This is a genomic window from Thermostichus sp. OS-CIW-29 (assembly GCF_054058195.1).
Genome location: NZ_JBSSAB010000041.1, coordinates 1 through 22413, shown reverse-complemented (window position 1 = coordinate 22413; position 22413 = coordinate 1). Strand labels below are relative to the sequence as shown.

Sequence of the window (22413 nt, the reverse complement as noted above, 5' to 3'; positions counted from 1 at the left end):
TGGCTCATAAGTTCATTGTACTTCATCAAAGCGCATTCCTCCCGGCACTGACCCTACGGGTACAGTGCGGGGCTCCTGCGATTTCTAGCTGAAGAAAAGCGAGCAGGAATGGCTCAGTCGCCTGGGAGCCTTGGGCAACCCAACCAACGGCGGATCTACTGCTGGCCAATTCAAATCTGCGGTGGGATTGTTTTCTGGAGAGTTGCCGCTACCATTACACTTTGAGCGTTGCCACCGGAAACTCCCCGGCGGGAAAAGAAGAGGGGGCTGCGTCCAAAGTGGGGAATTAAGGTCATGTTCCAGCGTATTGCTCTCGGCTCTGCTGCATTGGGATTGCTTCTGGCCATACCCGTCCTTCCCAGCCACGGGTTTGGAGAGCCCCGGGTCGTTCCCGATACCCCGTTCTACTTCGACAACCACCGCTTCGATCGCTACCCAGATGCGGTTGTGGTGCGGGTGGTCAACGGCGACACCCTAGTGGTGCAAATCGAAGGGGAACAGAAGATGCGCCTGATCCGGTTGGCCGGGATCGAGGGTCTCAGCCCGGAAGAAAACCCCTATTACCAGCAAGCCATTGAACTGATGCGGGAGCGCATCCTCTACCGCACCGTCAAGCTGGAAGGGGATAAGTTGCTGCGCAACGTAGATGCTACGGGCTTGGTGGAGGCCTATGTCTGGTTAGAAGGCCATCAGATGAACGCCATGTTGGTGCGCAATGGCCTGGCCCGCATCATCCCCTACAGCCACAACATCAAGTACGACAGCTACTACGGTGGCCTACAAGAAAAAGCCCAGCAGGAGCGCCTTGGCATTTGGAGCCGTCTCTGAGTTGGCTTTATACTGAACTTCAGTTCTTTAATCTTCAAGGGAGCAGAGAGGAAAGAGCTTCTCCCTTCTCTCCCGTTACTTCCTCTAGGTTATGCCTAGCCTGCCTTGACGGTTGAACCCACTCCAGCCCCCAGGGATCCCAATCGCTGGGTGAGGCGGCTGCCTCTGGTGACCGGCCTTTTGGGCAGCGTCCTTTTGGTTATTAATCGACTGGCCTTTACGCCGGAATTGCTTACCAGCCAGTCCCGTTCAGATGCCTTGGGGATCCTCCTCAGCGCCGTTTTGATCCTGACCGGCCTGCTGTGGCAGCAGGTCCAGCCTCTTCCACCCCAAACGGCCCCCCTGCAGGGGATCCCCGGCTGTGATTGGCATCCCGATCTTTCCGAAAGCGAGAAACTGGAGCTGGCTTGGGCCTCCCATACCCTGCTCAGCACCACCGCCGCCCGCACCGTGGTGATCTGGGTGGGTGGGCGAACCCTCCTACAACGGGGGATCCTGGCCAACCCCGGCCAGATGCCCTCCATTCAGCCCAAGAGCGTTTTACAGCGGGTCTTGCAGACGGGGCGGCCCGTGTATTTGGTGGATCTCAAGCTGTTCCCGGCCCGCGCCGAGTTCGATGGCCTGTTGCCCCCCGGATCCCAGGCCGTGCTGTGCCAGCCCATCGGCCAGCGAGGGTGCTTGATTTTGGGGAGCGATACCCCACGCAGCTTCAGCCGGCAGGAGCAAACCTGGATTGCCGCCATTGCCGACAAGCTAGCAGCCACCCTACTCCCCTCTCCCCCTGGGAGAGGGGCTGGGGGGTGAGGGCTAGGCGGCGCTCTCTAGGCTCACCTGGAACACTTCGCTGAAGGCTTTTTCCACCTTGTAGCCCGAGTCGATGGTTTCCAAGGGATCCTTGCGCAGGCGGTGACGCAAACACAGGCTGATCACCCGACGGATATCGGCGACGGTGACCTCACTGCGCCCCTCTAGAGCTGCCAGGGCCTTGGCAGCCCGGTTGGTGACAATGTCTCCGCGCAGCCCATCCACCTCCAAAGCCGCACATACTCCGGAGATCTTCAAGCGCAAGTCGGGATCCACTGCCACGTTGGGCAAAAGATGTTGGGCTTTTTCGATGCGCTCCCGCAGGCGCTGCTGGGAATCGGCATACTTGGCCAAAAAAGCCTGGGGATCGGCGTCGAACTGGCTGCGCTCCTCCACGATCCGCACCCGCAGGGCAGCATCTCGCACCGTTTCGATCTGGACAAACATGCCAAAGCGATCCAGCAGTTGAGGCCGCAATTCCCCCTCTTCCGGGTTGCCGGATCCCACCAGCACAAACCGAGCCGGATGACGAATGGAAATGCCCTCCCGTTCCACGGTGTTCCAGCCTGAGGCCGCCGCGTCCAGCAACACATCCACTAAGTGGTCATCCAGCAAATTGACTTCATCCACGTAAAGGATGCCTCGATTGGCCTTGGCTAGTAGCCCTGGCTCAAAAGCCTTCACCCCCTGAGCCAAGGCCCGCTCAATGTCGAGAGTGCCACACACCCGGTCTTCCGTTGCCCCCAAGGGCAGATCCACCATCGGCACCTGGATCCAAGTGCTTTCCAGCGTTTCTCCCGCCTGCAGGCGCTCCCACACTTGATCGCTCATCAAGTCCCGCTGCCGCGGGTGGCTGTTGAAGGGATCCCCTTTCACCACCTCGATCTGGGGCAGCAGGTCGGCCAAAGCGCGGATGGTGGTGGATTTGCCCGTGCCGCGATCCCCCATGATCAGCACCCCGCCAATGCGCGGGTCGATCACGTTGAGGAGCAAGGCCAATTTCATCTCCTCTTGGCCGACGATGGCCGTAAACGGGAAAACCGGGCGACGTTCCAAATGCATAGGGGCAATAACCAACAATTCATCCCCATTATCCCAGAGGCCACTCCCTTCTGGGGGTCAGATAGGCTGGAAAGGGACTGGAACTGGAACCTAAAGACCAGTTTTCGGTCAAATGGAAAAGCAAGCTCAGTTGTCAGCGTGGACGACGCCCTGGGCTTTCACAGAGAGGAGCAGATAGGATCGAAGCCCGCGGGGTTCATCAGAGTGTTGAACCGGCGTGGGGCCGAAAGCTCACAAAAACCCTAGGCAACCTGAGCAACAGTTGGCGGGTGGGGAGACATCAGCGGTGTCAGGCAAAGCAAGTCGGAGATGGTGGACGGCATTTCCAATCCAAAGCGTGGTCCAAAAAGGGCTGGTGGGTTTGATCTGGGTTTGCACTTGGATCCCTGTGCTCACTGTCTCTCTGGCCGTGGCTCAAACCCCCACCACCTCTGTGGTGTTGAGCGATGAGCAGGTAACAATGTACGCCCGTATCGTCTTGGAGATGGAGCCCCACCGGCAAGAGGCCCAAAAGCGCTCCCAAGCCACAAACGACCCAGCCAGCAAAGATCAAATCCGGCGAGAATTCATCCGCACCGCGACCGAGATCATCACTCGCCACGGTATGACTGTGCCCGACTACAACCGCATTACACTCTTGATCCGCTCCGAAGAGGGCAAAGCTTTGCAACAGCGCATTGAGGCCGAAATTCTCCGCCTGCAAAGCGAGGATCCCCAACCGCCAGTCCGATAAAAGTAAACTACCCGACACCCGCGCTATGCGCAGGGTGCGGGCTTTATCCCAATCCCTAGCGGCCCCAGAGGACAGCTAAGTTTCGGAATTTCAGGCGAGTTTACAGTCGCCCCAAGGAGAGAGATCACCTGAGCAGCGTTATGGTCAGCATCCCCTTCCCACCCACAATGCCCACACTTGAACGACTTACCATTGCGGTAGGACTTACCCCGCTCAGGGTGGATGTGCAGGCACTTGTGGCAGGTCTGACTGGTGTAGGCAGGCGGCACCAGCACCACAGGCACTCCAGCGATGGCAGCCTTGTAGGCTACAAACATCCTGAGCTGGCAGAACGCCCAGTTGTTAGTCCTGCGCCGCTCAGCCTTACTTCGAGACTTCTGATTCAGGCAATCTCTGATGCCTGTCAAGTCTTCAAAAGCCAGTGCCGCACCAATAGCCTGGGCATCCCTGACCAAGGTTTTGCTGATGTTATGGTTCAGCCATGTCTGGTAGCGCCGTTCTCTCCCAGAGAGCCTTCTCAGCAGCCTCCTAGAGCTGCGAGTGCGTTTGGATTGAACCTTGGCGCGTACACGGCTGAACCGGTCACGGACGGCCTGGATGTGCTCTCCACTCCAAGAGCGTCCGTTGCTAGCGGTGGCGATATCCCGCCTGCCCAAGTCAACTCCGATTACCTTTGGAGTTTTGCCAGTTGGGGGAGTATCCAGCTCAACAGCAATGTTGATGTAGTAGTCCCCTTGCTTGGTCTTGGACAGGGTTGCGCTGGTGGGCGCTTGCCCCCGCAGCAAAGCGATTTGATAACCGCCAATCTTGAGCTTGAGCCAAACCCGTCCGCTTATCAGGGTCACGCCCACGGCTTGGTCGGACTCTCGGTACTTAAAAGTACGAGCGTCCAAAGTCAGACTGGTGGGGCGGAACTTGTGGACTTGCTTCACCGCCTTGGCATTGCTAATCACCCGACGGAGTGCCTGACAGACGTGGTTGGCTTTCAGCCCCGTTGCTGCCCTTACCGGCCGATAGACCAAGTGGTGCAGCTTGGCGGTGTTCCAGCAGTTCTTTTGTTTGGCGGTATCGAGAATCTGGTTGCAAGCGTTCGCAAAGCCCTGCAAAGTGCGGTCAATTTCTTGACGCAACTCTTGTGGGACTATCAGCTTGCAACGTACAGAGATAGTCTGGCTCATGGGATTATTGTAGTTTATCCAGACTTTTGACCAGCAAACCTATATGAAGGAGGGCTTTCCTCCCGACACCAAGCCTGCGGCTATGGTGCGGGCCTCCAGCCCGAAAATTTGGTGACTGGGGCCGGAGAATGAAGATAGGCTGGAAGCGAACGTTGGTGTTCATCCAGGCGAGCGGGGGAAAAAGATGAACGAGCCCATGTCGCCGTCAGTACGGGCGGCTATCGAGCGGATGAAGTCTCGTTTGCGCATGACTCGTCGCTTCGGGTTTTGGTTCCAGGCGATCTTGGGGGCGACGGCGCTGCTGCTGTGGTTTGGCTTTTTAATCGGCCAAAATACCGTCTATCGAGATGACTCGCTGGGGGCTGTCATCGCCTTCTGGTTCACCTTGTTTACATTGCTCACCCTGGCAGCCGGTCTATTTTTCAACTGGCGCTACTTGCTCCACGCGGAGCGCCGCTCAGCTTCTGCTGATGCCCTAAGCCAATTGGATCTGCCCAAGCAGTTGCAGTTGGTCACCTATGTCAGCCTCATTGGAGCCTTCCTTGCTTTGATTGGTATGGAAGCCCAAGTGGGCGAGCTGTTGGCGCGCATGTTTTCCCGCACCCAGGCCAACCAGGTGACAGGAGTGCTGCTGCTGGCCGCCAACATCAACGTGACGTTTGCCCACTTTGTCTGCTTGGCAGGGGTTCTCTGGATTACCGGTGTCCTCGACCGCGAACCATAGCGCCGGATCCCTGGCCCACCTTTGGGAGTCATGTGGACAGTGGCGAGACGGCTTGTTGTTTTTATAGTCGTTTACAGTCGTTCCAGTTCAGGGCAAGACACCTGAGCTACTGTTCGCGCTAGCGGGACGGAGTCCTTGAAAGGCCTTCTGGCACGGTGCATTTAACGTTTTAGGCGTGGGTGCAGTGTCCTAGTTTGAATCGAAATGACCATAAATGGGCAAAGCAAAGAGCCCCCAACTTGGGAGATAAGCTGGGGGAAGCCCTTTAGGTTTGCTTGAGTTTTCTCCAGACCACCCAGGCCTTTGAGACCTTTGCGACCTCAGTAAAAGCAATGGCTTTACTTAAAGCCCACTGCCGCTTGCCAGACAAAAGCCAGCAGGAAAAACAGAACAGGGATGATCGGCAAAATGTCGATCAGCGGGTCAAACAATTCATAGCCTTCCGGCAAACTGGCCAGGAACACCATCGCTGACATAGCAACAAACCTCAGGGGAAAATGCGGCTGAAGAAACTGCTTCTTTCAGAATTAAAATAGAGCTTAACATCATCCAGCAGGGATCCGGACTAAGTTCAAGAAATGTAAAGGAAGTGGCGACCTAGAGAACGCCAATGTTAGAGAGGCCCAAAACGACCCCCACTCCCAACAAATGGCCAAAGCTGGCAACCCCGATGACTTCTGGCCAGGTCATTCCCAGTACCGGCCCAGTCTCTGAGGCCACTCCAGAGGAGGATTTGAAGCTCAAGTAAGCCAGCCCTGTGCAGAGCAGAATGATCACGGCGTTCAGGGGGGACCAGGGGCTGGTTTGAGCGGTCAGAGCCAACAGCGCAACAACAGGCATCATGGTTTCCATCCTCAGCTCAGGTTAACCGACCCTTAGATTACCGCTCCTGCTGGGATCCCCTCGCAATCTGCACATGAATTGCAACAAAACCTCACACTACGGCTTTTCTCTGGCTTCAGGGGCAGTTTGCCGTTGCCGGGATCCTTCAGGAATCCTTGGCCAGGAGAGGAAGGTGCCCCCATGGCTGGGGTTGTGAGGAAAATAAGGCTTGGGCTGAGAAGCTGGGCAGGTCTCTGCCGTATACTAACGAAAGTTAACAAACTTATCTCTTCGATCTCTTTTCGGTGTGATGACTGGGACGCGCTGCCTCGACCCATCCTCTCTGTCTGCACTGTGCGCACCTAAGGATGGCTGCCGATGACTGTTGCTGCTACTGCTGAACCAGCCCAAAAACCTTTCGCATTGCCTCGTGAGCTGTTGGGGCCACCCTCGGAATTTTGGAATCCCACCTTGCTGATGTTTTTGGCTGCGGTGGTGCTTTCGGCCTCTTGCTTTGGCGGGTACGCCTTTTGGCACTGGCCCAAATGGATGGTGTTCTGGCTCAATTTTGTGGCCCTCTATGTTCTGGGCACGGTGATTCACGATGCTTCCCATGGCTCGGCCCACCGCAACCGCTTTCTGAACGAGGCACTCGGACACGGCTCTGCCCTGTTGCAGGGTTTTGTCTATCCCGTCTTTAAGCGGGTACACATGCAGCACCACGCCCACGTCAACCATCCTGAAGACGATCCCGATCACTATGTCTCAACGGGAGGGCCGCTGTGGCTGATCGCGCCGCGGTTTTTCTACCATGAGGTGTTTTTCTTTAAGCGGCAGCTCTGGCGGAAAGGTCGCTGGGATCTGCTGGAGTGGGGCTTGAGTCGGCTGGTGGTTATCCTGACCTTTGGTCTGGCCAGCTACTTCGGCTACACCGACTACATCATGAACTATTGGCTACCCCCTGCCTTTATCATGGGGTTCTTGCTGGGCTTGTTTTTTGACTACCTGCCCCATCGCCCTTTTCAATCCCAAGAGCGGTGGTACAATGCCCGCGTCTATCCCGGATGGCTGACCAACATTCTGCTGTTGGGGCAAAACTATCACCTGATCCACCATCTCTGGCCTTCTGTTCCCTGGTACAAATACCAAGCAGCCTACTGGGCAGCCAAACCTGAGCTGGACGCGCGCAACTGCCAGCAAACGCTGGGGATCTGGGAGAAGGGAGAGTTTTGGGGCTTTTTGTACGATGCTCTGATCGGTCTGCACTGGCACAAGCCCACTTCAGCTCACCCCGCTGCGCCAGCCAATCCAGAATCGGAGGGATCCCCTGCGGATCCACAGCTTGGCTAGCATGGTTTGGCCAACGCTGCAAGTCCCGCAGGTGCTGCTGTTTGTGGAAGCGGCCAGCCTGTTGCAGGACTCTAGCCAGGTTTTGTTGCAGGCCGGTCGGGCAACGGCAGATTTGCCGGAGTTGATTGCAGAAGCGCAGGCGCGGGCCGAAGTCCAGGTGCAGCTCCTTGGGATCCCGGCAGACTTGCGGGCACAGGTGCGAGGGATCCTCAGGTTGACCTCGCCCCAAGAGGTGCTGGCCTACTTGCAGGACTTGCTGGACAGGGGATCTGGCCCGGATTTGGAAGCCTTTTTGGAGCAGGCGGGATCCGCCTCTACAGTGCTGCGCTTCCCCCCCCTGTTGGTGGGGGCTGTGGCTCTGCAGGTGTTGCTGGAGCGGTTGGACTTTTCCCCAGAAGAGCGGGCTGTGGTGCAAGCCCAACGGGATCAATGGGAACAGGCCCTGGCGGAATTGGCCATCCACCACAGGGTTTCCCCAGAGCCGCTCCGGGCCACTGCCGAGACGGTGCTGCGGGCTGCTTCGGCAGAAAAGCTGCTGCAACTGGGGCAGGATCTCCTTCAAGATCTCCAAGATCTCGCTGCTGCCGATTCTGAGCCAGAAGCCGAGCCCCAGGTGGAATTGGCGGGGCCTCTGCTGTTCATGATGGTGGCGGATTACCTGCTGGCCCAAACGGAGTATCCGCTGACCCCGGAGCAGCGGCTGGACTTGCAAACCAATCGCGCCGAGGCAGAAACCCGCTACTTGGCCATGCAAAAGTTGGGCCGCATTGAAAACTTGGCGGAGCAACAGGCTTATATTCGATCTTGGATTGACCAAGCTTCCGTACCGGATTTGCTGCAGGCTTTGGATCGCCTTTTTGCGGCGTCTGAACCCAACTCGTGAGGCCCAGAGATCACCAAAGGTTTGCTATCCCCTATCCTGGAAGCAAAGGGATCCCACTTGAGGTGCGAAAGTGGACTGGGGCAGCCTGTTCTGGATTTTCCTGATCTTCAGCTCTTTGCAACCTCTGCTGAACCGTCGTGCCCAAGAGTTCCGGCGCTTGATGGCCATTCGGGAGTTGGAGCAAAAGCGGGGCAGCCGGGTGATTCTGCTCATTCACCGCCAGGAGTCGATCAGTTTTTTGGGGATCCCGGTTTCCCGCTACATCAGCATCGAGGACTCCGAGCAGGTATTGCGGGCGATTCGCCTCACTCCACCCAATACCCCGATTGATTTGATTTTGCATACCCCCGGTGGCCTGGTGCTGGCTACGGAGCAAATTGCCCGCGCCTTGATCCGCCATCCGGCCAAAGTGACAGTGTTTGTGCCCCACTACGCCATGTCGGGGGGGACGATGCTGGCCCTGGCCGCCGACGAAATCGTCATGGATGCCAATGCAGTCCTGGGGCCGGTGGATCCACAGTTGGGGGGGTATGCTGCCGCCAGTATTCTGCAGGTGGTGGCGGATAAACCCATTGCCGAAATCGATGACCAAACCTTGATCCTGGCAGATCTGGCCCGCAAAGCGATGCAACAGGTACAGAACTTCGTGCGGGATCTCCTGAAGGACGATGTGCCCAAGCGCAAAATTGCCCCCGAACGCATCGAGCCCCTCATCCAGTACCTAACCAGTGGACAAGTTACCCACGACTACCCGATCACTGCCGAAGAAGCCCAAAGGTTGGGCCTGCCCATTTCTACTGAGTTGCCACCCCAAATCTATGCCCTGATGGACTTGTACCCACAGGCCACCATGGGCCGCCCTTCCGTGCAGTACATCCCTATCCCCTATGATCCTCGCCCCTCTCTGCCCAGGGGGGGATCCCGCTCTGGCCTAGGGTGAACTCTTGGCGTAAGCTTCCATGGCTTCCAGGCGCAGCCCTCTTGCCCGGCGAAACAGCTCTTGTCCGGTGTGCAGGTGGCGATCGTCGCAGTTCAGCGGGAAATACTGCAGCTCCTCTAGGGCATCTTCTAAGTGGTTGAGGGCGTAGTAGAGGCGAGAGGCCACTCCCCCCAAGCTGCTGGGATTGGGAAGGCGCCGAAAGATCTGCTGAGCTTGGGCCAGTTTCTGGCTACACTCTTCCAAATAGGTGGCGAAGGACTCCAACAGGTCGGGATCAAAGGGATCCGCCGCCAAAGCATGCAACTGAGGCTCTAGGGAAGACAGCAGGGGCCCCAAAACTCGGTTTAGGGGGGTGTAGACCTGTTGGATCCAGGCTGCGCGGGCGATGGCTTCGTGGCTGACGGTTTCACGGGGGGATCCCGTCGGCTGAGGGCAGGGTGAGGTGCGGCTGGAGTGCAATTGCCGGTCGTAGTCGCGGCGAGATTGCGGATCTTTGAGCACCGCGTAGGCAGCGTTGATCTGGCGGATGCGCTCAGCGGTGGCCCGATCTTTTTTGGCCAGCAGGCTATCGGGATGGTGATACTTGACCAAACGACGGTAGGCAGACTTGATCTCCTCCGCCGTCGCCGCCACGGAAACGCCCAAAACTTCGTAGTGGGATCCCACTCCCGATCCGCTCTCCATAACCCCTAGGCTTGCCGGAAAGAAAAGAAACTTCCACATTGTACCTGCAGCCTAGAATAAAGGTGAGTTTTCCGGTGCTGCCCCATGTCTTCCGCCTCGCCCCAGGGATCCCCCAACCCTTTCAGTGCCCTCTTGGGGGCCGCCATCGCCGTCAGTTTGGGCTACGGGTTCTTTCAACTGCTGCTCTCGATGTTGGCCAAGTTGCCGCCAATTGAGGTGGAGATTGGATCGTTGGCCCGCGGAATCAGCATTCTGGTGCGCTACCTGCTGGTCGGTTCCGTTTCCCTGATTGCCTTCATGTTTGCCATGGTGGGGTTGGGGCTGGCGGCCTATTGTGTGCAATTGCTGGGAGAGCGGCTGACCTCCTCTCAGCGCTGAACCTAGGGGCACAACCTCTGGCCGACTCGTTGGGCGTTTATCATGATGAGCCAGCTTCTTCTCAGCGCAGCACCACCTTGGGGGAGAGCAACAAAGTCAGGGATCCCTGGCGGTAGTCAATCCGGCCTTCGGCAAAGCGCACTTGGGCTAGGCCCGCTTTTTTGAGGGTGATCGCGTGGGCGTTGGCCGGGTTTAGACCAACAGCCGCTTGTACCCACAGGCTCAGATCCGGCTGGTGACCGACCAGAGCCAAAGACGCCAGAGGTTCCCGCTCTGCTTGCCAGCGCACCAGGTCAGCAAAACTGCCCCCCGGAGCCAGCGGCTCAAACACCTCCACAGCTTCGGCCAGGTTCTCGTCCAAAAAGATCTCAGCCGTCTGCCGAGCCCTCACCAAGGGACTGGTGAGCAGGAGATCCCACCTCCAGCCCATGTTCTTGAGCTGGCGGGCAATCTTGCGGCAGCGCTTGCGACCTTCGTCTGTAAGGGCCCGAAAGGCATCCTCGACTTCTGGCCGGGGTTCCTCGGCTATGCCATGGCGAATAAAATCCACGGCCAATTCCTGTCGGGCAGTCTGCTTTTCTGCCGCCCCCTGATAGTGCTCCGCACCGCTAACGCGATAGTGCTCCGCGCTGCTAACGCGAACGCTCTCCTGTTGTTCAGACCCAGAGACCATAGAACTCCGTCCTGCCGGCGCGAACGGCACTGTCAAATCTTGACTGCCAAATCTTGGAATAACTGTAACTCTCCCAGAATACTGTGGGAAAAAAGCCCACTCCCTCTACGGCAGCACTCCCGCGACAAAACCGGAAGTCATGAAGAAGACGAGGGGTTATGCAGTCGCTGGCTGACCAGAGTGCGCCCCTCCTGGGTGTAGAGCTGCCAGTAGTTCCAGTAGTTGCCAAACACGGACTTCACATAGCCCCGGGTTTCGGGGAAGGGGATCTGCTCCACAAACACATCCGGATCCTCGAAGCCAAAGCGGTTCAGCCATCTGGCCACGTTGCCGGGGCCACCGTTGTAGCTGGCCAGGGCCAGCAAGGTGTTGTCTTGATAGGTGCGGTGGGTGTAGTCGAAGTACCAGGATCCCAGGTAGAGATTGTCGGCGGGGTTGGTGAGGCTGTACTGGGCCAGGCCGATCTGCTGGGCAATCCAGCGGCCAGTAGCGGGCATCACCTGCATCAAGCCCAAAGCCCCCGAGGCCGAGACGATCTCTGGCTCAAAGCGGGATTCCTGCCGGATCAAAGCCGCCACCATCAAGGGATTGAGGTTAAATTGCCGTGACCAGTGGGCCAAGCCGGGTTGGGCGTAGGGATCCCCGCTCCAGGAATTGTCTGGGCCGGCATAGTAGTGCAGCGGATAGATGGCCTGCCAGAAATCTTGGCGCTGCCTCAACGTCTCCAGCAAGGGATCCGGCTCTTCGCTAAAGCGCAAAGCAGCCACCTGGTTAATGCCCCGCAGGTGCTCTCCGGCGCTGTTGCGCAAAATGCCCGTAACAAAGCGCTCGGCAACGCTCATCTGGCGGGGATCCCGCTGCACGGGAGTTTCGCCCTGCCAGCGTTCCCAGGCCAGTTGGCTGGCTCCCATCAAATGCAGGGTTTGCGTAACTGCAGAGACCCCTGGCAACGGTTGGCGCACCGGCTGAAAATCCACCTCAACCCTTTTGCGCCCGCTGTAGAAATCCCCCACCGGCCAGCCCAGTTGCACTGCCGACCGCCAGCCGTAGTAGGTGTGGGGAAACTGCCGCAGTACCTGCCGATAGGTCTGCCGAGCTGCAGCCACATCCCCCTGCTGTTCCCGCCATTTGCCCGCCCAGTAGAGCAGTTGTGCCCCCATTTCTGTATCCCGCTGAGCAGATCCGATCTGTTGGGCCAGGGCGATGGCTTGGCTGAGATTGCCTGCTTGTGCTTGGCTCCAGGCCACTGTCCAGGCGGCATTGGCTGCAGCTTCGCTGGCTGGAAAGCGATCCCAAAGGGCTTGCCGAGTAGCCTGGGCCGATTGGGGGCTGGCGTTGCGATCGTAAAGCTGGCTGAGGCTAAGCAACGCCTCTGGAGCTTCTTTATCTGAGCCGGATCCCACCTGTCGAAGCAAGTCGATCGCCGTCGGCAGGTCGCTCAGTTCCGCCAAACGGCGGCGGGTGAGAGAAGCCTCTGGCCCATCGGGAAACTGTGCCAGCAGCGCTTGGTAAGCCGCTTTGGCCTGGGGAAACTCCCGCGAGATCTGGTGGCTGCGGCCCCAGCGGTAGAGGTTCTGAGAGGTGGCGGGGGCACGCCCATAGGCCCGGGCAGCTTTGCCGTACTCCCGTTGCTCCCAGTAGGCATCGGCGAGGATCTGCCAGTCGGAAGCCGTGAGGGATCCCTCTTGAGCCTGCCGCCAGCGATCCAGCAACGGCGTTAGCCCAGGGGTTTGCGGGTGATGTTGGGCCAAATCCCGCAGCAGGTCATAGCGGTCGGGATCCAGCTCCAGCAAATGCTTGAGGGCACGTCCAGTCAGCGGGTGGGTGGGAAATTGCTGCCGCAGCCGATCCACCTGGCCCATCCCCCAGAGGGCGTAGGCGGCCACAGGACTGTGGGGATATTCCTGCAAAATCTGGGGCCACCAGATCCCTTGGGCTGTTTCCTTATCCTGCAACTGTTCATAGGCTTGGGCCCTGAGCTTCCAAATCTCTTCCCTCAAAACCGGCAGGCTCTCTTCCAGCCCTTGCAAATCCTTCAAGGCAGATTGCGCTTGGCCGGCTTGCAGCGCTGCGTAGGCCCGCAGAAAGGCCGTTGTGGAAGTTTGGGGCAGTTGCGTCGGATCCCTGTCTTCTGGTGCAGAGGCCACTTCTACGGTTTCTGCCCAGGATGAGGTGTAGAAGCCCCAGACAGCTCCACCCAGAGCCGCTCCTGCTGCCAGCACACCGGCAGCCCATCTTGTCCAGCGTCGTTGGCTGCTTGTCAGAATCCCCATGCTTTACCTCCCCACCACCTCTGACCTACGATACTCAACCTGACTGCGTTGAGTCACCAGACAACTCGATACTTGCGAAACGGCTGGAAAGCTCACCTGGCAAGCGGTCACCGAGCATTGGGGCCAGACGATAAGCAGGGAGAGGAGCAGTTCTTTCCTCAAATCTTCAAATTTCAGACAGCAGTGAAACAGCTCATTTCCCCAATTGCGGGATCCCTGTCGGGCTTTCGCTGCGGTACACCTTGGCCCCGACACTGCGCAGCTTTTCATCAATGGCTTCGTAGCCCCGGTCGATGTAGTGCAATCCGTGGATCGTGGAGCAGCCTTCAGCCGCCAGACCGGCCAACACCAGGGCCGCACCCGCCCGCAGGTCGGTAGCCACCACCGGAGCGCCGGAAAGGGACGGCACCCCTCGGATCAGGGCCACTCGGTTCTTCAGGCGAATATCGGCTCCCATGCGATTCAGCTCGGGAATGTGGTGCATGCGGTTTTCAAACACTGTCTCCTCAATGGTGCAACTGCCCTCGCTCAAGGCGGCCAAAGCCATGATCGGCGCCTGCACATCGGTGGGGAAACCGGGATAGGGCAGCGTTTGAATATCGGTTGCCTGACAGAGCCAGCCTGAGCTCAGTTGAGCTGGGGCAATGCGCAACCGGTTTGGGCCCTCTTCTTCCACCCGCAGACCCATGGCTTGCAACTTGGCGATCACCGCCCGCAGATGATCGGGAATAACAGGGCCAACCGTGAGGTGAGAGCGGGTAATGGCCCCGGCAATGAGATAGGTGCTGGCCTCGATGCGGTCGGGAATGACCGTGTACTCTGTTCCATGCAAGCGGGGCACCCCTACCACCACAACCGTATTGGTGCCGACACCGCGAATGCGGGCCCCCATGGCTTGACAAAAACGGGCTAGATCCGCCACCTCCGGCTCTTGGGCGGCGTTCTCGATCACCGTTTCTCCATCCGCCAGCGTAGCGGCCATCATCAAGGTCTCGGTGGCACCGACGCTGGGATAGTCCAGGTAAATACGGGTTCCCAACAGTTTACGGGCATAGGCATGAACCACCCCATGCTCGATTTGGACCGTTGCCCCCAAGGCTTGTAGACCCCGCACATGCAGATCCACAGGACGAGACCCGATCGCACAGCCACCGGGCAGGGGAACTCTGGCCACCCCCAGCCGCGCCAACAGAGGCCCTATGATGAAAAAGCTGGCCCGCAACTGGCTGACCAATTCATAAGGGGCTTGAGAGGTTTTGAGGGAGCTGGCATCCAGGTCCAGGGTATTGCCAACATGGGAAACCTTAACTCCCAGCGTGGCCAGGATCTGCCCCATGCGTTCAATGTCCAGCAGACGCGGCACGTTGTGAATTCGACAGGCCTCAGGAGCCAAGATGGCCCCGGCCATCAGCGCCAAGGCAGAGTTTTTTGCCCCGCCAATAGGGATGTGGCCACTCAGGGTCTGCTTGCCAATGATTTTCAGCACTGGCCCCATCATCTCTGGCGCGGTTGCCATGCCGGTCTGGGGCGGCGTCAGGCCAGGCTCTAGGGGATCCGCCCCGCTGACGCGATTGTCAAAACCTTTCAATCTCCCTCCTCACCCACAAAAAATAGGCGAACCCTTCTCAGAGAATACTCTGGGGATCACAGCAGCGGCTAAACTCGCAAGCCAAATTGGGTGTGAGGAAGAAGTTCCCATGGCTGTGCTTCTATCCTGCAGCAGCGGACAGGGGAGCGGCTAGGCCAGTTCACCAGATGCAGGCTCTCAGCGAAGGCAACTGGGGGGCAGCCCAACAGCAGGGGGCGGTATGATGGATGCTCAGGGGAAGTGCTTGCAAGGAAAACAGGAAGGAGACAGCCGATGATCGCCACTCAAGTCTCTGCCCAAGAGTTGTTTCGGGCCGCCTATGAAAACCGCTACACCTGGGATCCCGCTTTCCCGGGCTACAGCGCCGAGGTCACCTATTGGGATGGGGAGCGCACATTCGTTGGGCAGGTGCGAGTGGGGGCAGACCTAAAGGCCACCGTTACGGGCGTAGAAGATGAGGAAGCTCGAAAAGCCATTCACAACCAACTCTGGGAGATTGCCATTCACCGGGTGCGCCGCAGCTTCGACGAGACCCATGGGAACAACACCTTCCGTTACGGCCAAACCCTGCCCGATGGCACAGTAGAGATCCTGGTGGGGGGCAAAGCCGAAGGGGATCGCTACCACGTGCGCGATAACCAGGTTACCATGGTGCATCGGCATATCCACGGAGTGGTGGTTACCATCCACACCTTCAGCAGCCACGATACCGGCGAAGGCTATCTTTCCCACCGCTACGATTCCGTCTATCACGATCCCCAAACGGGCGAGCAAAAAGGCGGGCGCAGCCAATTCGAGGATCTGTATACAAAAGTGGGCAAGTATTACATCCTCTCGGAGCGGCGTATCCAGACGGAGACGGAAACCGGCCCTGTGGAGAAGCGCTTCACCTTCAGCAACTTGACCTTGCTGGACACTGGGGCGTGAGCGACCCGGCATTGACCCCAGCAGGGTAGGGGGCCAGCTCTCCCGTTCGTCACTGTTGGGCAGCTACCGGGAGGCTGAGTTCACGCCCTTCTTGGCGGCCAAGCCTTTCTCGATAACGGGAAAGCCAGTCTGTAGGCTTTCAAGCTTTGTTGCAGAACGATCCTCCCGGTTAGAAAAAGCAAGAGAGCCTGAGCTATGCTTTGAATATTCTCCCGCCTGCGATTGGCATGGACAACACCACAGCAAAACCTGACCCGGATGCCGAAGCCCCCATTGGTGCCCCTGACCTGATCATTCGCCCCGCCCAACTGGGGGATCTGGAGGCTGTGGAAGAGATTTTGGCGCAAGCCTTTGATGAAGAGTACAGCAGCCGCTCGGTGGATATTCGTCGCCAAGTGCGGCGGTTGCGCCAGTGGTATGGGCCCCTGAAAACCCTGACCCTGTTTCCCAATCGCTTTCAGCACATGTTTACAGTGCATGTGGCGGAGCTGGAGGGCAAGATTCAGGGAGTGATTCAGGTTTCTCCCTTCAACCATTCCCGCAGCACCTGGCGGGTCGATCATATCGCAGTGGCGCCCTCTGCCCAGCGACAGGGGGTGGGATCCCGGCTGCTCAAGCACTGCATGGAGCACTTTCGGGAAGCTCGCACCTGGATCCTGGAGGTGAACATCCACAACAAAGGGGCAATGGCGCTCTACCGGCGCAACGGCTTCCAACCCTTGGCTCAGATCACCTACTGGTCGATTCCAGCCGATATTCTGGCAGCTCTCAGCCAGCACGAGCCCAAATTGCCCAACCTGGTGCCGGTGACCAACCGGGATGCCTATGCCATCTACCAACTGGATACGGGATCCATGCCGGCCACTGTGCGCCAGGTGTACGACCGTGAGGTGAACGATTTTCGCACTAGCCCACTGGATTGGCTTTTGGAGCAGGCCAAATGCGCCATTAGCCAGACGGAGCGGGTGGAAGTGTGTGTTTACGAGCCCGAACGCAAAACCGCCATCGGCTACTTCAACTTGAAGTTGGATCGCACCGGGCAGCAACCTCATGTGGCCAAGCTTACGGTTCACCCTGCCTACACTTGGCTTTACCCCGAACTCATGGCCAAGATGGCCCAGCTTACTCAGGCTCATCCGCCGCAATCTCTGGCCTTGGCCTCCACCGATTACCAGCCGGAACGGGAGGAGTTCTTGCTGAAGCTGGGAGCCCAGGATGTAGAGCGGACGTTGCTGATGTCGCGTTCGGTGTGGCACAAAATCCGCGAAAGCCGCCTCTTTACCTGGGATAGTGCTTATCTCAACGCGATGCTGCGGGGATTACAGGTGAAGCAGCCAGTGCCGGAGCGGTTTGAGGGGCCGCCGGAGGGCTGGGTAGAGCACCACTTTCATCCCATCAGCCCAACCGAGCCGGATCCCAGCTCTGGTCGCATCAGCGGTGTGGAGTCTTCACCAGGGCTCTCCAGAGACTCCCAATCTGAGGCTTCTCCACCCCCTAGCTGATCGCGTCAGGGAGAGAAAACCCCAATCCCGGCTTGCTTGCACCTTGCGAAAAACGGATGAAAGACCCGAAGGGCAATTCTACTGCGGATCCCTCTTGGCGGGCGCTGATTCAGGCGGCACTGCACCGTAACCGTAGCGATCCCAGTGTGCGGTATTTGCAATTGGCCACGGTGGATCCCCAGGGGCATCCGCGCAACCGCACGGTCGTTTTCCGGGGGTTTTTGGGCGATACCGACCGCATTCAATTGGCGGTGGATAGTCGCAGCGAGAAGATCCGACAAATTGCCCACTGCCCCCAAGCCCAGATCTGCTGGTATTTCTGCAAAACCCGCGAGCAATTCCGCATCGCTGGCACCCTTGAGGCCATCGCCGCGGATCATCCGGATCCCCAAGCCCAGCGCCAGCGGCAGCAGTTGTGGCAACAGATATCGGAAAAAGGACGGCTCCTCTGGTTTTGGCCGGAACCCAAAGGGCCGCTCGCCCCGCCAGAGGCTTTTATCCAGGAGTTGCCCAAAGAGAAAGATCTGCTGCCTCCGCAGACCTTTGTGGCTTTACTGCTGGAGCCAACGGAGGTGGATCACCTACAGCTTAAGGGGGATCAGATCTATCCCCAATTGCGGACGGTGTACGAGCGCACTTCCAAAGGGTGGCAGCGTCGGGCCGTGAATCCCTGAAGGCGATCCAAACTTGCTTAGCCTAGTCTGGAGTGGGGGATCCCTTATTCCTTGTTCCTCCAAAGCACAGGGAATAGAGGAATGGACGTGTTAACGTAGCTGAACGATCGTGTTCTGCACGGTGGGGGCGTTATCCTCTGATGGAACTCTGTACGCGTATGGCTGGTCTATCAGGGGTAGGGCAGCAGTTGATGCCTTTTGTCTAACTCGACACGTATCACTTTGGCTTGCAGTGGTCTCGATGTGCGTCTTGATCTGCTCATTCGCTCAGGCTGTTGCCTCTTTTTTCGCCGGCGGCCCATTGCTGAACAGAGCTTTGAGGGGCAAGGGATCCCTAGTGTTGTCTGTCGCTTTGGTTGGGGTAGGGGTTCTTGTGCAGGGATTGAGAGCACAAACTCTGGAGAAACCGATGCTGGAAGCCTTGGAAGATTCTGTTGAGGGGAATGTTGTCCCTGTTCTGCACTCAGAACCTGCCTTGCCCCCCCAGGCTGTCCCCACCTCCGCCCGTACGGGACCCTTTCGGGTCGGCAATCGCACGCCCCATCCGGTTCGGCTGGTGATCTTGATGCGCAGCGGCGAACGGATGATCAATCCGGAAACGGCCCACTGGGACTTTGCCCCTGGAGAGGGGGGGAGCGAGGGATTGCTGCTGAGCTTGGGAGAGGAACCGCTGCAAATCGGCCCCGGAGACATTGTGGTGGCTTTCGCCCTGGATGGAACCCGCCGCTATTGGGGGCCCAATGTGGTGGGAGAGTCTCTGGCCCCGTTTTGGGATGGGGAGAGCGGCTCCTGGTCGATGATCTTGCAGCCTTAGGGTGCTCCCCCTTTGGCCCAGAAGAGTGAGGAATGGAGAAGTTGCCCCAGAGGAGTTTGAGGTGACCGCTGCAAATGTCCAAGCTGCGCGCGGAGCATGACTCTAGTCAATAATAAGCTCAACTATACTGAAAATAATGTATAATATGTTCAGTACGGATTACTACCAGTTGATCTTTCTGTTTACTTTCGAGTCTGCCAACATGGTAGCCAAAGCAAAGCAGAAAATTGGTAGTAAGACGACACGGAAACTGCGCTTTGGGTATTCTACTCAAAGCTTTGCGGGATACCGCCATTCTGTTTGGAAACAAACAGAATGCTATCGCTGCATAGTTGAACAGTGATGTTCAGCAGTGTTCAGCGTAAATGTATCAGGATCCAAGCAACAGAACATTTTGAGAACAGTCTCCAAACCATAGTCATTTCAAGCTAGATTGAGACACTCCCCAAGCGCTCTGTGCCGCTGCCGCGACCAACCCCAGCTCTTCTCCCAGAGAGAGAGGGAAGTTAGGGAACAATGCAACAGAAATGTTTCATTCCTGTTTAATAATGACTACACAAGTGGCTGCGCAGTTTATAGCTCTGTAGGGTGTTGGCCAGCAGCATCGTTACCGTCATCGGCCCTACGCCTCCCGGTACGGGCGTGATGGCAGCGGCCAACTCTTTGACCGCTTCATAGTCCACATCTCCCACCAATTGCTCGGCTCCGGTGGGGGTCTCGATGCGGTTGATGCCAACGTCGATGACCACCGCGCCGGGTTTCACCATGTCTGCCCTCAATAGGCGGGGGCGGCCCACGGCCATCACCACAATGTCGGCGGCGCGGGTCACTTCTGCCAAGTCGGGGGTGCGGGAGTGGGCTAGGGTGACCGTCGCATCGGCGGCCAACAACATCAAGCTCAAGGGCTTGCCCACCAAGATGCTGCGACCAACCACCACTGCCTTTCGGCCTGCAATCGGGATCCCTTCTGCTTGCAACAGGCGCATCACGCCCAAGGGGGTACAACTGCGTAGGCCGGGCTCGCCGCGCAACAGCCGGCCCAGGTTGAGGGGATGGAGTCCATCCACATCTTTGTCGGGATTGATGGCCAGAAGGGGGGGGATGGGATCCCAGCCGGGGGGCAGGGGCAGTTGGACGAGGATGCCATCCACCCGCTCGTCCTGATTGAGTTGGTCGATGGTGTCGAGCAAATGGGCAGGGGAGTCTTGGGCGGAAAAATGTCGGCCAAAAGAAGCAATGCCCAACCGCTCACAGGCCCGCTCTTTGCCACGCACGTAAGCCGCACTGGCGGGATCCTCTCCAACCCGCAGCACTGCCAATCCCGGTGGCCGCCCCACCTGGGGTATCCAAGCTTGCACTTGGGCGGCCATCTCCGCTTGCAAGCGGGCGGCTAAGGCTTTGCCATCGAGGATCTTTGCGGGCATGGGGGCGCAAGGATAAAGACAACCATCCAACGACCATCCATAGTGAAGCAGAATGGCGACAGCAGTGCAGGGGGAATGATCAGGTGGGATCCCTATGATTCGGGCAGGTCTTCTTCCTCTTGGCCCAATTGCTCGATGATGATCTCCACCTGCTGCCGCTTTTGCTCTAAAAAGTCCGCGCAGGTTTTCAGGGTTTGGGCGGCCTGTTGAAAGCGCTCCACCACTTCTGCCAGATCCAGTTCCCCCGATTCAATCTGGGCAATCAAAGTTTCCACCTCGGCAATGGCTGCTTCATAGCGCCACGGCTCCTCACGTTTGCGGCGGCTCATGGCTCTCCTCTACTCGTACCCATAGGCTTCCCGAGGCCAGTTGTATCATCAGGCGGGTTTGGGGAGGCAGGCGATGGGTGCGGATCAGGGATCCCTCTTCATCTCGCACCAAGGCATAGCCCCGTTTCAGAATGGCTTCGGGATCGAGCGCTTGGAGGCGATCTTGCAGGGCCTGTTGGTGCTGTTGGCGTTGCTGGAAGCGATGGCGCACGGCTTGGAGCAGGCGATGTTGGTGTTGGGTCAAGCGATCCTGAGCCTGTTGCAACAGCCGCTCTGGATGCACGTAAGCCAGGTGGTGTTGGGCCTGCTGCAAACGCTGCTGGGCCCTTTCCAAAGCTTGGCGAGTGCGTTCGATCAACTTCTGGCGCAACTGGGATCCCTGACGCTGCAATTCCCCCAGATCCGGCACGATCCGCTCGGCAGCTGCCGTTGGGGTATGGGCGGCGTAGTCGGCAGCGTAGTCAGCCAGGGTTTCATCCCGCTGGTGGCCAATCCCGGTGACCACCGGGATCCGACATTCGGCAATGGCTCGCACCACCCGCTCATCGTTAAAACAGGCCAAATCTTCGCTGGCTCCACCGCCCCGCGCCAAAAGAAGCACTTCCGCCCGCCCATCCTGTTCCACCCGGCGAATGGCCCGCACAATTGATTCCGGGGCCGCCTCCCCTTGCACTTGAGCTGGGGAGAACAGCACCCGTAGCCCGGGGTAGCGCTGGTTGAGGGTGCGCCGAATATCTCCCCAGCCGGCAGCGTGGGGGGAACTGACGACGGCAATGCACTGGGGATGAACAGGCAGAGGTCGTTGGTTGTCGAACAAGCCCTCGGCACTGAGGCGGGCCTTGAGCTGTTGAAATCGCAACGCCAACAGCCCTTCCCCGGCAGGCAGCAATTGCCAGATGACGAGGCGATAATGGCTGCCGCCGCTATAGATGCCAAGTTGCCCAAGGGCAAGCACCTGTTGCCCCACTTCCGGCCAGAAACTGAGCCGGGAAGTTTGGCTCTGCCAGACCACCCCCTTGAGAACGTCGCCGGTTTCCGGATCGGTCAGGGTCAAGAACAGGTGGCCATTGCGGTTGCGCTGGCAACTGGATACTTCCCCGCTCACCCACAGCCTGGCCAAGTAGGGATCCCCGGCCAGCAGCGATTTCAAATAACGGGACACTCCCCCCACCGAGAGCAGGGGAGCTTCATCCGTGAGCAAAAACTCCATCCCACTGCTGCGGGCGGCTAAAGTCACTTGTAAACTACCCGACCCTGACTACTTCGCAGTACAGGGCGGGCTTTCGGTAGCCCTGCAGTTGGCAAGCCAACCACGGACCTCTAGGCCGGTTTACGGCAGCCCCAAGTTTAGCAATCATGTTGGCTCCATTCCAGTCCGCATCCCCTTCCCATCCACAGTGCCCACACTTAAACTGCTTCCCACTGCGATAGGATTGCGTAGGATCGGGATGGATGTGCAAACACCGGTGGCAGGTCTGCGACGTGTAGGCAGGCGGGACCAGTACTACAGACACTCCGGCGATGGCAGCCTTGTAGACCACAAACATCCTAAGCTGGTAGAACGCCCAGTTATTGGTTCTGCGGCGCTCAGCTTTGCTGCGTGGCTGTTGATTGACCCTTTCCCGGATCCCTGTCAGGTCTTCCAGGGCAATAGCGCTGTTTGTGGTCTTTGCCCTAGAGACAATAGCTTTAGAGATGCGATGATTGACCCACGTTTGAAAGCGTCTTTCCTTGCCAGACAGCCGTTGCAGCAGTTGACGGCATCTGCGCCGCGAACTGCGTGTGCCCTTACTGGCTTTGCGTTGGAGTACCGCCCTCAACCG

General features: G+C 58.4%; 24 protein-coding genes. 12 read left to right on the top strand and 12 right to left on the bottom strand.

Going from position 1 to position 22413, the window contains the following annotated elements; all coding sequences use genetic code 11:
* Positions 1-294: 294 nt before the first annotated feature.
* Together ACVWZJ_RS12585 and ACVWZJ_RS12580 are read left to right on the top strand one after the other, a co-directional pair.
* The gene (locus tag ACVWZJ_RS12585) at positions 295-828 is read left to right on the top strand and encodes a thermonuclease family protein (RefSeq protein ID WP_011431781.1); all 534 of its coding nucleotides are present in this window, start codon (positions 295-297) and stop codon (positions 826-828) included.
* A gap of 105 nt (positions 829-933) precedes the next feature.
* Positions 934-1632 (top strand): cofactor assembly of complex C subunit B, encoded by a 699-nt coding sequence (locus ACVWZJ_RS12580; RefSeq protein ID WP_457396265.1) that lies wholly within the window; start codon positions 934-936, stop codon positions 1630-1632.
* Between the two features lie 3 nt (positions 1633-1635).
* Here ACVWZJ_RS12580 and bchI read toward each other — a convergent pair whose 3' ends face one another.
* Positions 1636-2694 (bottom strand): magnesium chelatase ATPase subunit I, encoded by a 1059-nt coding sequence (bchI, locus tag ACVWZJ_RS12575; RefSeq protein ID WP_011431779.1) that lies wholly within the window; start codon positions 2692-2694, stop codon positions 1636-1638.
* A 388-nt stretch (positions 2695-3082) separates the two neighbouring features.
* Between bchI and ACVWZJ_RS12570 the strand changes: the two genes are divergently transcribed.
* Positions 3083-3427 (top strand): DUF4168 domain-containing protein, encoded by a 345-nt coding sequence (locus tag ACVWZJ_RS12570; RefSeq protein ID WP_414331953.1) that lies wholly within the window; start codon positions 3083-3085, stop codon positions 3425-3427.
* A gap of 23 nt (positions 3428-3450) precedes the next feature.
* On the opposite strand, the gene ACVWZJ_RS12565 is transcribed toward ACVWZJ_RS12570, so the two are convergent.
* Positions 3451-4605, bottom strand: a complete 1155-nt coding sequence (locus ACVWZJ_RS12565) for an RNA-guided endonuclease InsQ/TnpB family protein (RefSeq protein ID WP_457396263.1) — start codon at positions 4603-4605, stop codon at positions 3451-3453.
* A 184-nt stretch (positions 4606-4789) separates the two neighbouring features.
* On the opposite strand from ACVWZJ_RS12565, the gene ACVWZJ_RS12560 reads away from it, so the two are divergent.
* Positions 4790-5329 carry a DUF3611 family protein gene (locus tag ACVWZJ_RS12560; RefSeq protein WP_414332564.1) on the top strand — a complete coding sequence of 180 codons (540 nt, stop codon included), beginning with the start codon at positions 4790-4792 and terminating at the stop codon, positions 5327-5329.
* A 338-nt stretch (positions 5330-5667) separates the two neighbouring features.
* Here ACVWZJ_RS12560 and ACVWZJ_RS12555 read toward each other — a convergent pair whose 3' ends face one another.
* Positions 5668-5805, bottom strand: coding sequence for a photosystem II reaction center protein K (locus ACVWZJ_RS12555; protein WP_041436063.1), 138 nt, complete (start codon positions 5803-5805; stop codon positions 5668-5670).
* A 121-nt stretch (positions 5806-5926) separates the two neighbouring features.
* Entirely contained in the window at positions 5927-6172 is a 246-nt protein-coding gene (psaK, locus tag ACVWZJ_RS12550; protein WP_011431775.1) for a photosystem I reaction center subunit PsaK, read from the bottom strand.
* 357 nt (positions 6173-6529) lie between these two features.
* Between psaK and ACVWZJ_RS12545 the strand changes: the two genes are divergently transcribed.
* The 3 genes from ACVWZJ_RS12545 (at position 6530) to ACVWZJ_RS12535 (ending at position 9324) form a co-directional block, all read left to right on the top strand.
* Complete coding sequence (locus ACVWZJ_RS12545) at positions 6530-7501, top strand: fatty acid desaturase (protein WP_011431774.1); 972 nt, start codon at positions 6530-6532, stop codon at positions 7499-7501.
* A gap of 1 nt (position 7502) precedes the next feature.
* Positions 7503-8384 carry a hypothetical protein gene (locus ACVWZJ_RS12540; protein WP_457396266.1) on the top strand — a complete coding sequence of 294 codons (882 nt, stop codon included), beginning with the start codon at positions 7503-7505 and terminating at the stop codon, positions 8382-8384.
* 70 nt (positions 8385-8454) lie between these two features.
* Positions 8455-9324 (top strand): SDH family Clp fold serine proteinase, encoded by an 870-nt coding sequence (locus tag ACVWZJ_RS12535; RefSeq protein WP_414350282.1) that lies wholly within the window; start codon positions 8455-8457, stop codon positions 9322-9324.
* Here the strand turns inward: ACVWZJ_RS12535 and ACVWZJ_RS12530 are convergent.
* On the bottom strand, positions 9316-10008 hold the full coding sequence (locus tag ACVWZJ_RS12530) for a J domain-containing protein (protein ID WP_414399689.1): 693 nt from the start codon (positions 10006-10008) through the stop codon (positions 9316-9318). The two genes, ACVWZJ_RS12535 and ACVWZJ_RS12530, sit on opposite strands and share 9 nt — an antisense overlap.
* Positions 10009-10092: 84 nt before the next feature.
* Here ACVWZJ_RS12530 and ACVWZJ_RS12525 point away from each other — a divergent pair, with 84 nt between their 5' ends.
* Positions 10093-10386: a DUF3082 domain-containing protein gene (locus ACVWZJ_RS12525; RefSeq protein ID WP_414406596.1), complete on the top strand. Its 294-nt coding sequence runs from the start codon at positions 10093-10095 to the stop codon at positions 10384-10386.
* Between the two features lie 61 nt (positions 10387-10447).
* Here the strand turns inward: ACVWZJ_RS12525 and sixA are convergent, their stop codons facing one another.
* From sixA to murA, 3 genes are all read right to left on the bottom strand, one after another.
* On the bottom strand, positions 10448-11059 hold the full coding sequence (gene sixA / locus ACVWZJ_RS12520; protein WP_457396261.1) for a phosphohistidine phosphatase SixA: 612 nt from the start codon (positions 11057-11059) through the stop codon (positions 10448-10450).
* A 137-nt stretch (positions 11060-11196) separates the two neighbouring features.
* A complete protein-coding gene (locus ACVWZJ_RS12515; protein WP_457396259.1) occupies positions 11197-13332 on the bottom strand; it encodes a lytic transglycosylase domain-containing protein in 2136 nt (711 codons plus the stop codon).
* Positions 13333-13525: 193 nt separating this feature from the next.
* Complete coding sequence (gene murA / locus ACVWZJ_RS12510) at positions 13526-14848, bottom strand: UDP-N-acetylglucosamine 1-carboxyvinyltransferase (RefSeq protein WP_202943714.1); 1323 nt, start codon at positions 14846-14848, stop codon at positions 13526-13528.
* A gap of 345 nt (positions 14849-15193) precedes the next feature.
* On the opposite strand from murA, the gene ACVWZJ_RS12505 reads away from it, so the two are divergent.
* From ACVWZJ_RS12505 to ACVWZJ_RS12490, 4 genes are all read left to right on the top strand, one after another.
* Entirely contained in the window at positions 15194-15847 is a 654-nt protein-coding gene (locus ACVWZJ_RS12505; RefSeq protein ID WP_011431766.1) for a DUF3386 domain-containing protein, read from the top strand.
* A 200-nt stretch (positions 15848-16047) separates the two neighbouring features.
* Positions 16048-17349: a GNAT family N-acetyltransferase gene (locus ACVWZJ_RS12500; protein WP_457396257.1), complete on the top strand. Its 1302-nt coding sequence runs from the start codon at positions 16048-16050 to the stop codon at positions 17347-17349.
* A gap of 56 nt (positions 17350-17405) precedes the next feature.
* On the top strand, positions 17406-18023 hold the full coding sequence (locus ACVWZJ_RS12495) for an Npun_F5749 family FMN-dependent PPOX-type flavoprotein (protein WP_011431764.1): 618 nt from the start codon (positions 17406-17408) through the stop codon (positions 18021-18023).
* A gap of 409 nt (positions 18024-18432) precedes the next feature.
* Positions 18433-18837: a hypothetical protein gene (locus ACVWZJ_RS12490; RefSeq protein ID WP_457396255.1), complete on the top strand. Its 405-nt coding sequence runs from the start codon at positions 18433-18435 to the stop codon at positions 18835-18837.
* 542 nt (positions 18838-19379) lie between these two features.
* On the opposite strand, the gene folD is transcribed toward ACVWZJ_RS12490, so the two are convergent.
* The 4 genes from folD to ACVWZJ_RS12470 all read right to left on the bottom strand — a co-directional run.
* A complete protein-coding gene (gene folD / locus ACVWZJ_RS12485; protein ID WP_011431762.1) occupies positions 19380-20261 on the bottom strand; it encodes a bifunctional methylenetetrahydrofolate dehydrogenase/methenyltetrahydrofolate cyclohydrolase FolD in 882 nt (293 codons plus the stop codon).
* Between the two features lie 92 nt (positions 20262-20353).
* Positions 20354-20590, bottom strand: coding sequence for an exodeoxyribonuclease VII small subunit (xseB, locus tag ACVWZJ_RS12480; RefSeq protein WP_011431761.1), 237 nt, complete (start codon positions 20588-20590; stop codon positions 20354-20356).
* Entirely contained in the window at positions 20571-21800 is a 1230-nt protein-coding gene (gene xseA, locus ACVWZJ_RS12475; RefSeq protein WP_011431760.1) for an exodeoxyribonuclease VII large subunit, read from the bottom strand. The genes xseB and xseA overlap by 20 nt, the downstream gene beginning before the upstream one ends.
* 34 nt (positions 21801-21834) lie before the next feature.
* Positions 21835-22413: RNA-guided endonuclease TnpB family protein (locus tag ACVWZJ_RS12470; protein ID WP_457396253.1), on the bottom strand; the 579-nt coding region annotated here is incomplete at its 5' end.

Bases quoted from the DNA above. Each gene is read 5' to 3' on its own strand.
- ACVWZJ_RS12560 (WP_414332564.1), top strand. From the start codon at position 4,790: ATGAACGAGCCCATGTCGCCGTCAGTACGGGCGGCTATCGAGCGGATG.
- ACVWZJ_RS12585 (WP_011431781.1), top strand. From the start codon at position 295: ATGTTCCAGCGTATTGCTCTCGGCTCTGCTGCATTGGGATTGCTTCTG.
- ACVWZJ_RS12525 (WP_414406596.1), top strand. From the start codon at position 10,093: ATGTCTTCCGCCTCGCCCCAGGGATCCCCCAACCCTTTCAGTGCCCTC.
- ACVWZJ_RS12555 (WP_041436063.1), bottom strand. From the start codon at position 5,805: ATGTCAGCGATGGTGTTCCTGGCCAGTTTGCCGGAAGGCTATGAATTG.
- ACVWZJ_RS12545 (WP_011431774.1), top strand. From the start codon at position 6,530: ATGACTGTTGCTGCTACTGCTGAACCAGCCCAAAAACCTTTCGCATTG.
- ACVWZJ_RS12490 (WP_457396255.1), top strand. From the start codon at position 18,433: ATGCTGGAAGCCTTGGAAGATTCTGTTGAGGGGAATGTTGTCCCTGTT.
- psaK (WP_011431775.1), bottom strand. From the start codon at position 6,172: ATGATGCCTGTTGTTGCGCTGTTGGCTCTGACCGCTCAAACCAGCCCC.
- ACVWZJ_RS12495 (WP_011431764.1), top strand. From the start codon at position 17,406: ATGAAAGACCCGAAGGGCAATTCTACTGCGGATCCCTCTTGGCGGGCG.
- ACVWZJ_RS12540 (WP_457396266.1), top strand. From the start codon at position 7,503: ATGGTTTGGCCAACGCTGCAAGTCCCGCAGGTGCTGCTGTTTGTGGAA.
- ACVWZJ_RS12530 (WP_414399689.1), bottom strand. From the start codon at position 10,008: ATGGAGAGCGGATCGGGAGTGGGATCCCACTACGAAGTTTTGGGCGTT.
- ACVWZJ_RS12565 (WP_457396263.1), bottom strand. From the start codon at position 4,605: ATGAGCCAGACTATCTCTGTACGTTGCAAGCTGATAGTCCCACAAGAG.
- ACVWZJ_RS12515 (WP_457396259.1), bottom strand. From the start codon at position 13,332: ATGGGGATTCTGACAAGCAGCCAACGACGCTGGACAAGATGGGCTGCC.
- xseA (WP_011431760.1), bottom strand. From the start codon at position 21,800: ATGGAGTTTTTGCTCACGGATGAAGCTCCCCTGCTCTCGGTGGGGGGA.
- folD (WP_011431762.1), bottom strand. From the start codon at position 20,261: ATGCCCGCAAAGATCCTCGATGGCAAAGCCTTAGCCGCCCGCTTGCAA.
- xseB (WP_011431761.1), bottom strand. From the start codon at position 20,590: ATGAGCCGCCGCAAACGTGAGGAGCCGTGGCGCTATGAAGCAGCCATT.
- murA (WP_202943714.1), bottom strand. From the start codon at position 14,848: ATGGCAACCGCGCCAGAGATGATGGGGCCAGTGCTGAAAATCATTGGC.
- ACVWZJ_RS12505 (WP_011431766.1), top strand. From the start codon at position 15,194: ATGATCGCCACTCAAGTCTCTGCCCAAGAGTTGTTTCGGGCCGCCTAT.
- sixA (WP_457396261.1), bottom strand. From the start codon at position 11,059: ATGGTCTCTGGGTCTGAACAACAGGAGAGCGTTCGCGTTAGCAGCGCG.
- bchI (WP_011431779.1), bottom strand. From the start codon at position 2,694: ATGCATTTGGAACGTCGCCCGGTTTTCCCGTTTACGGCCATCGTCGGC.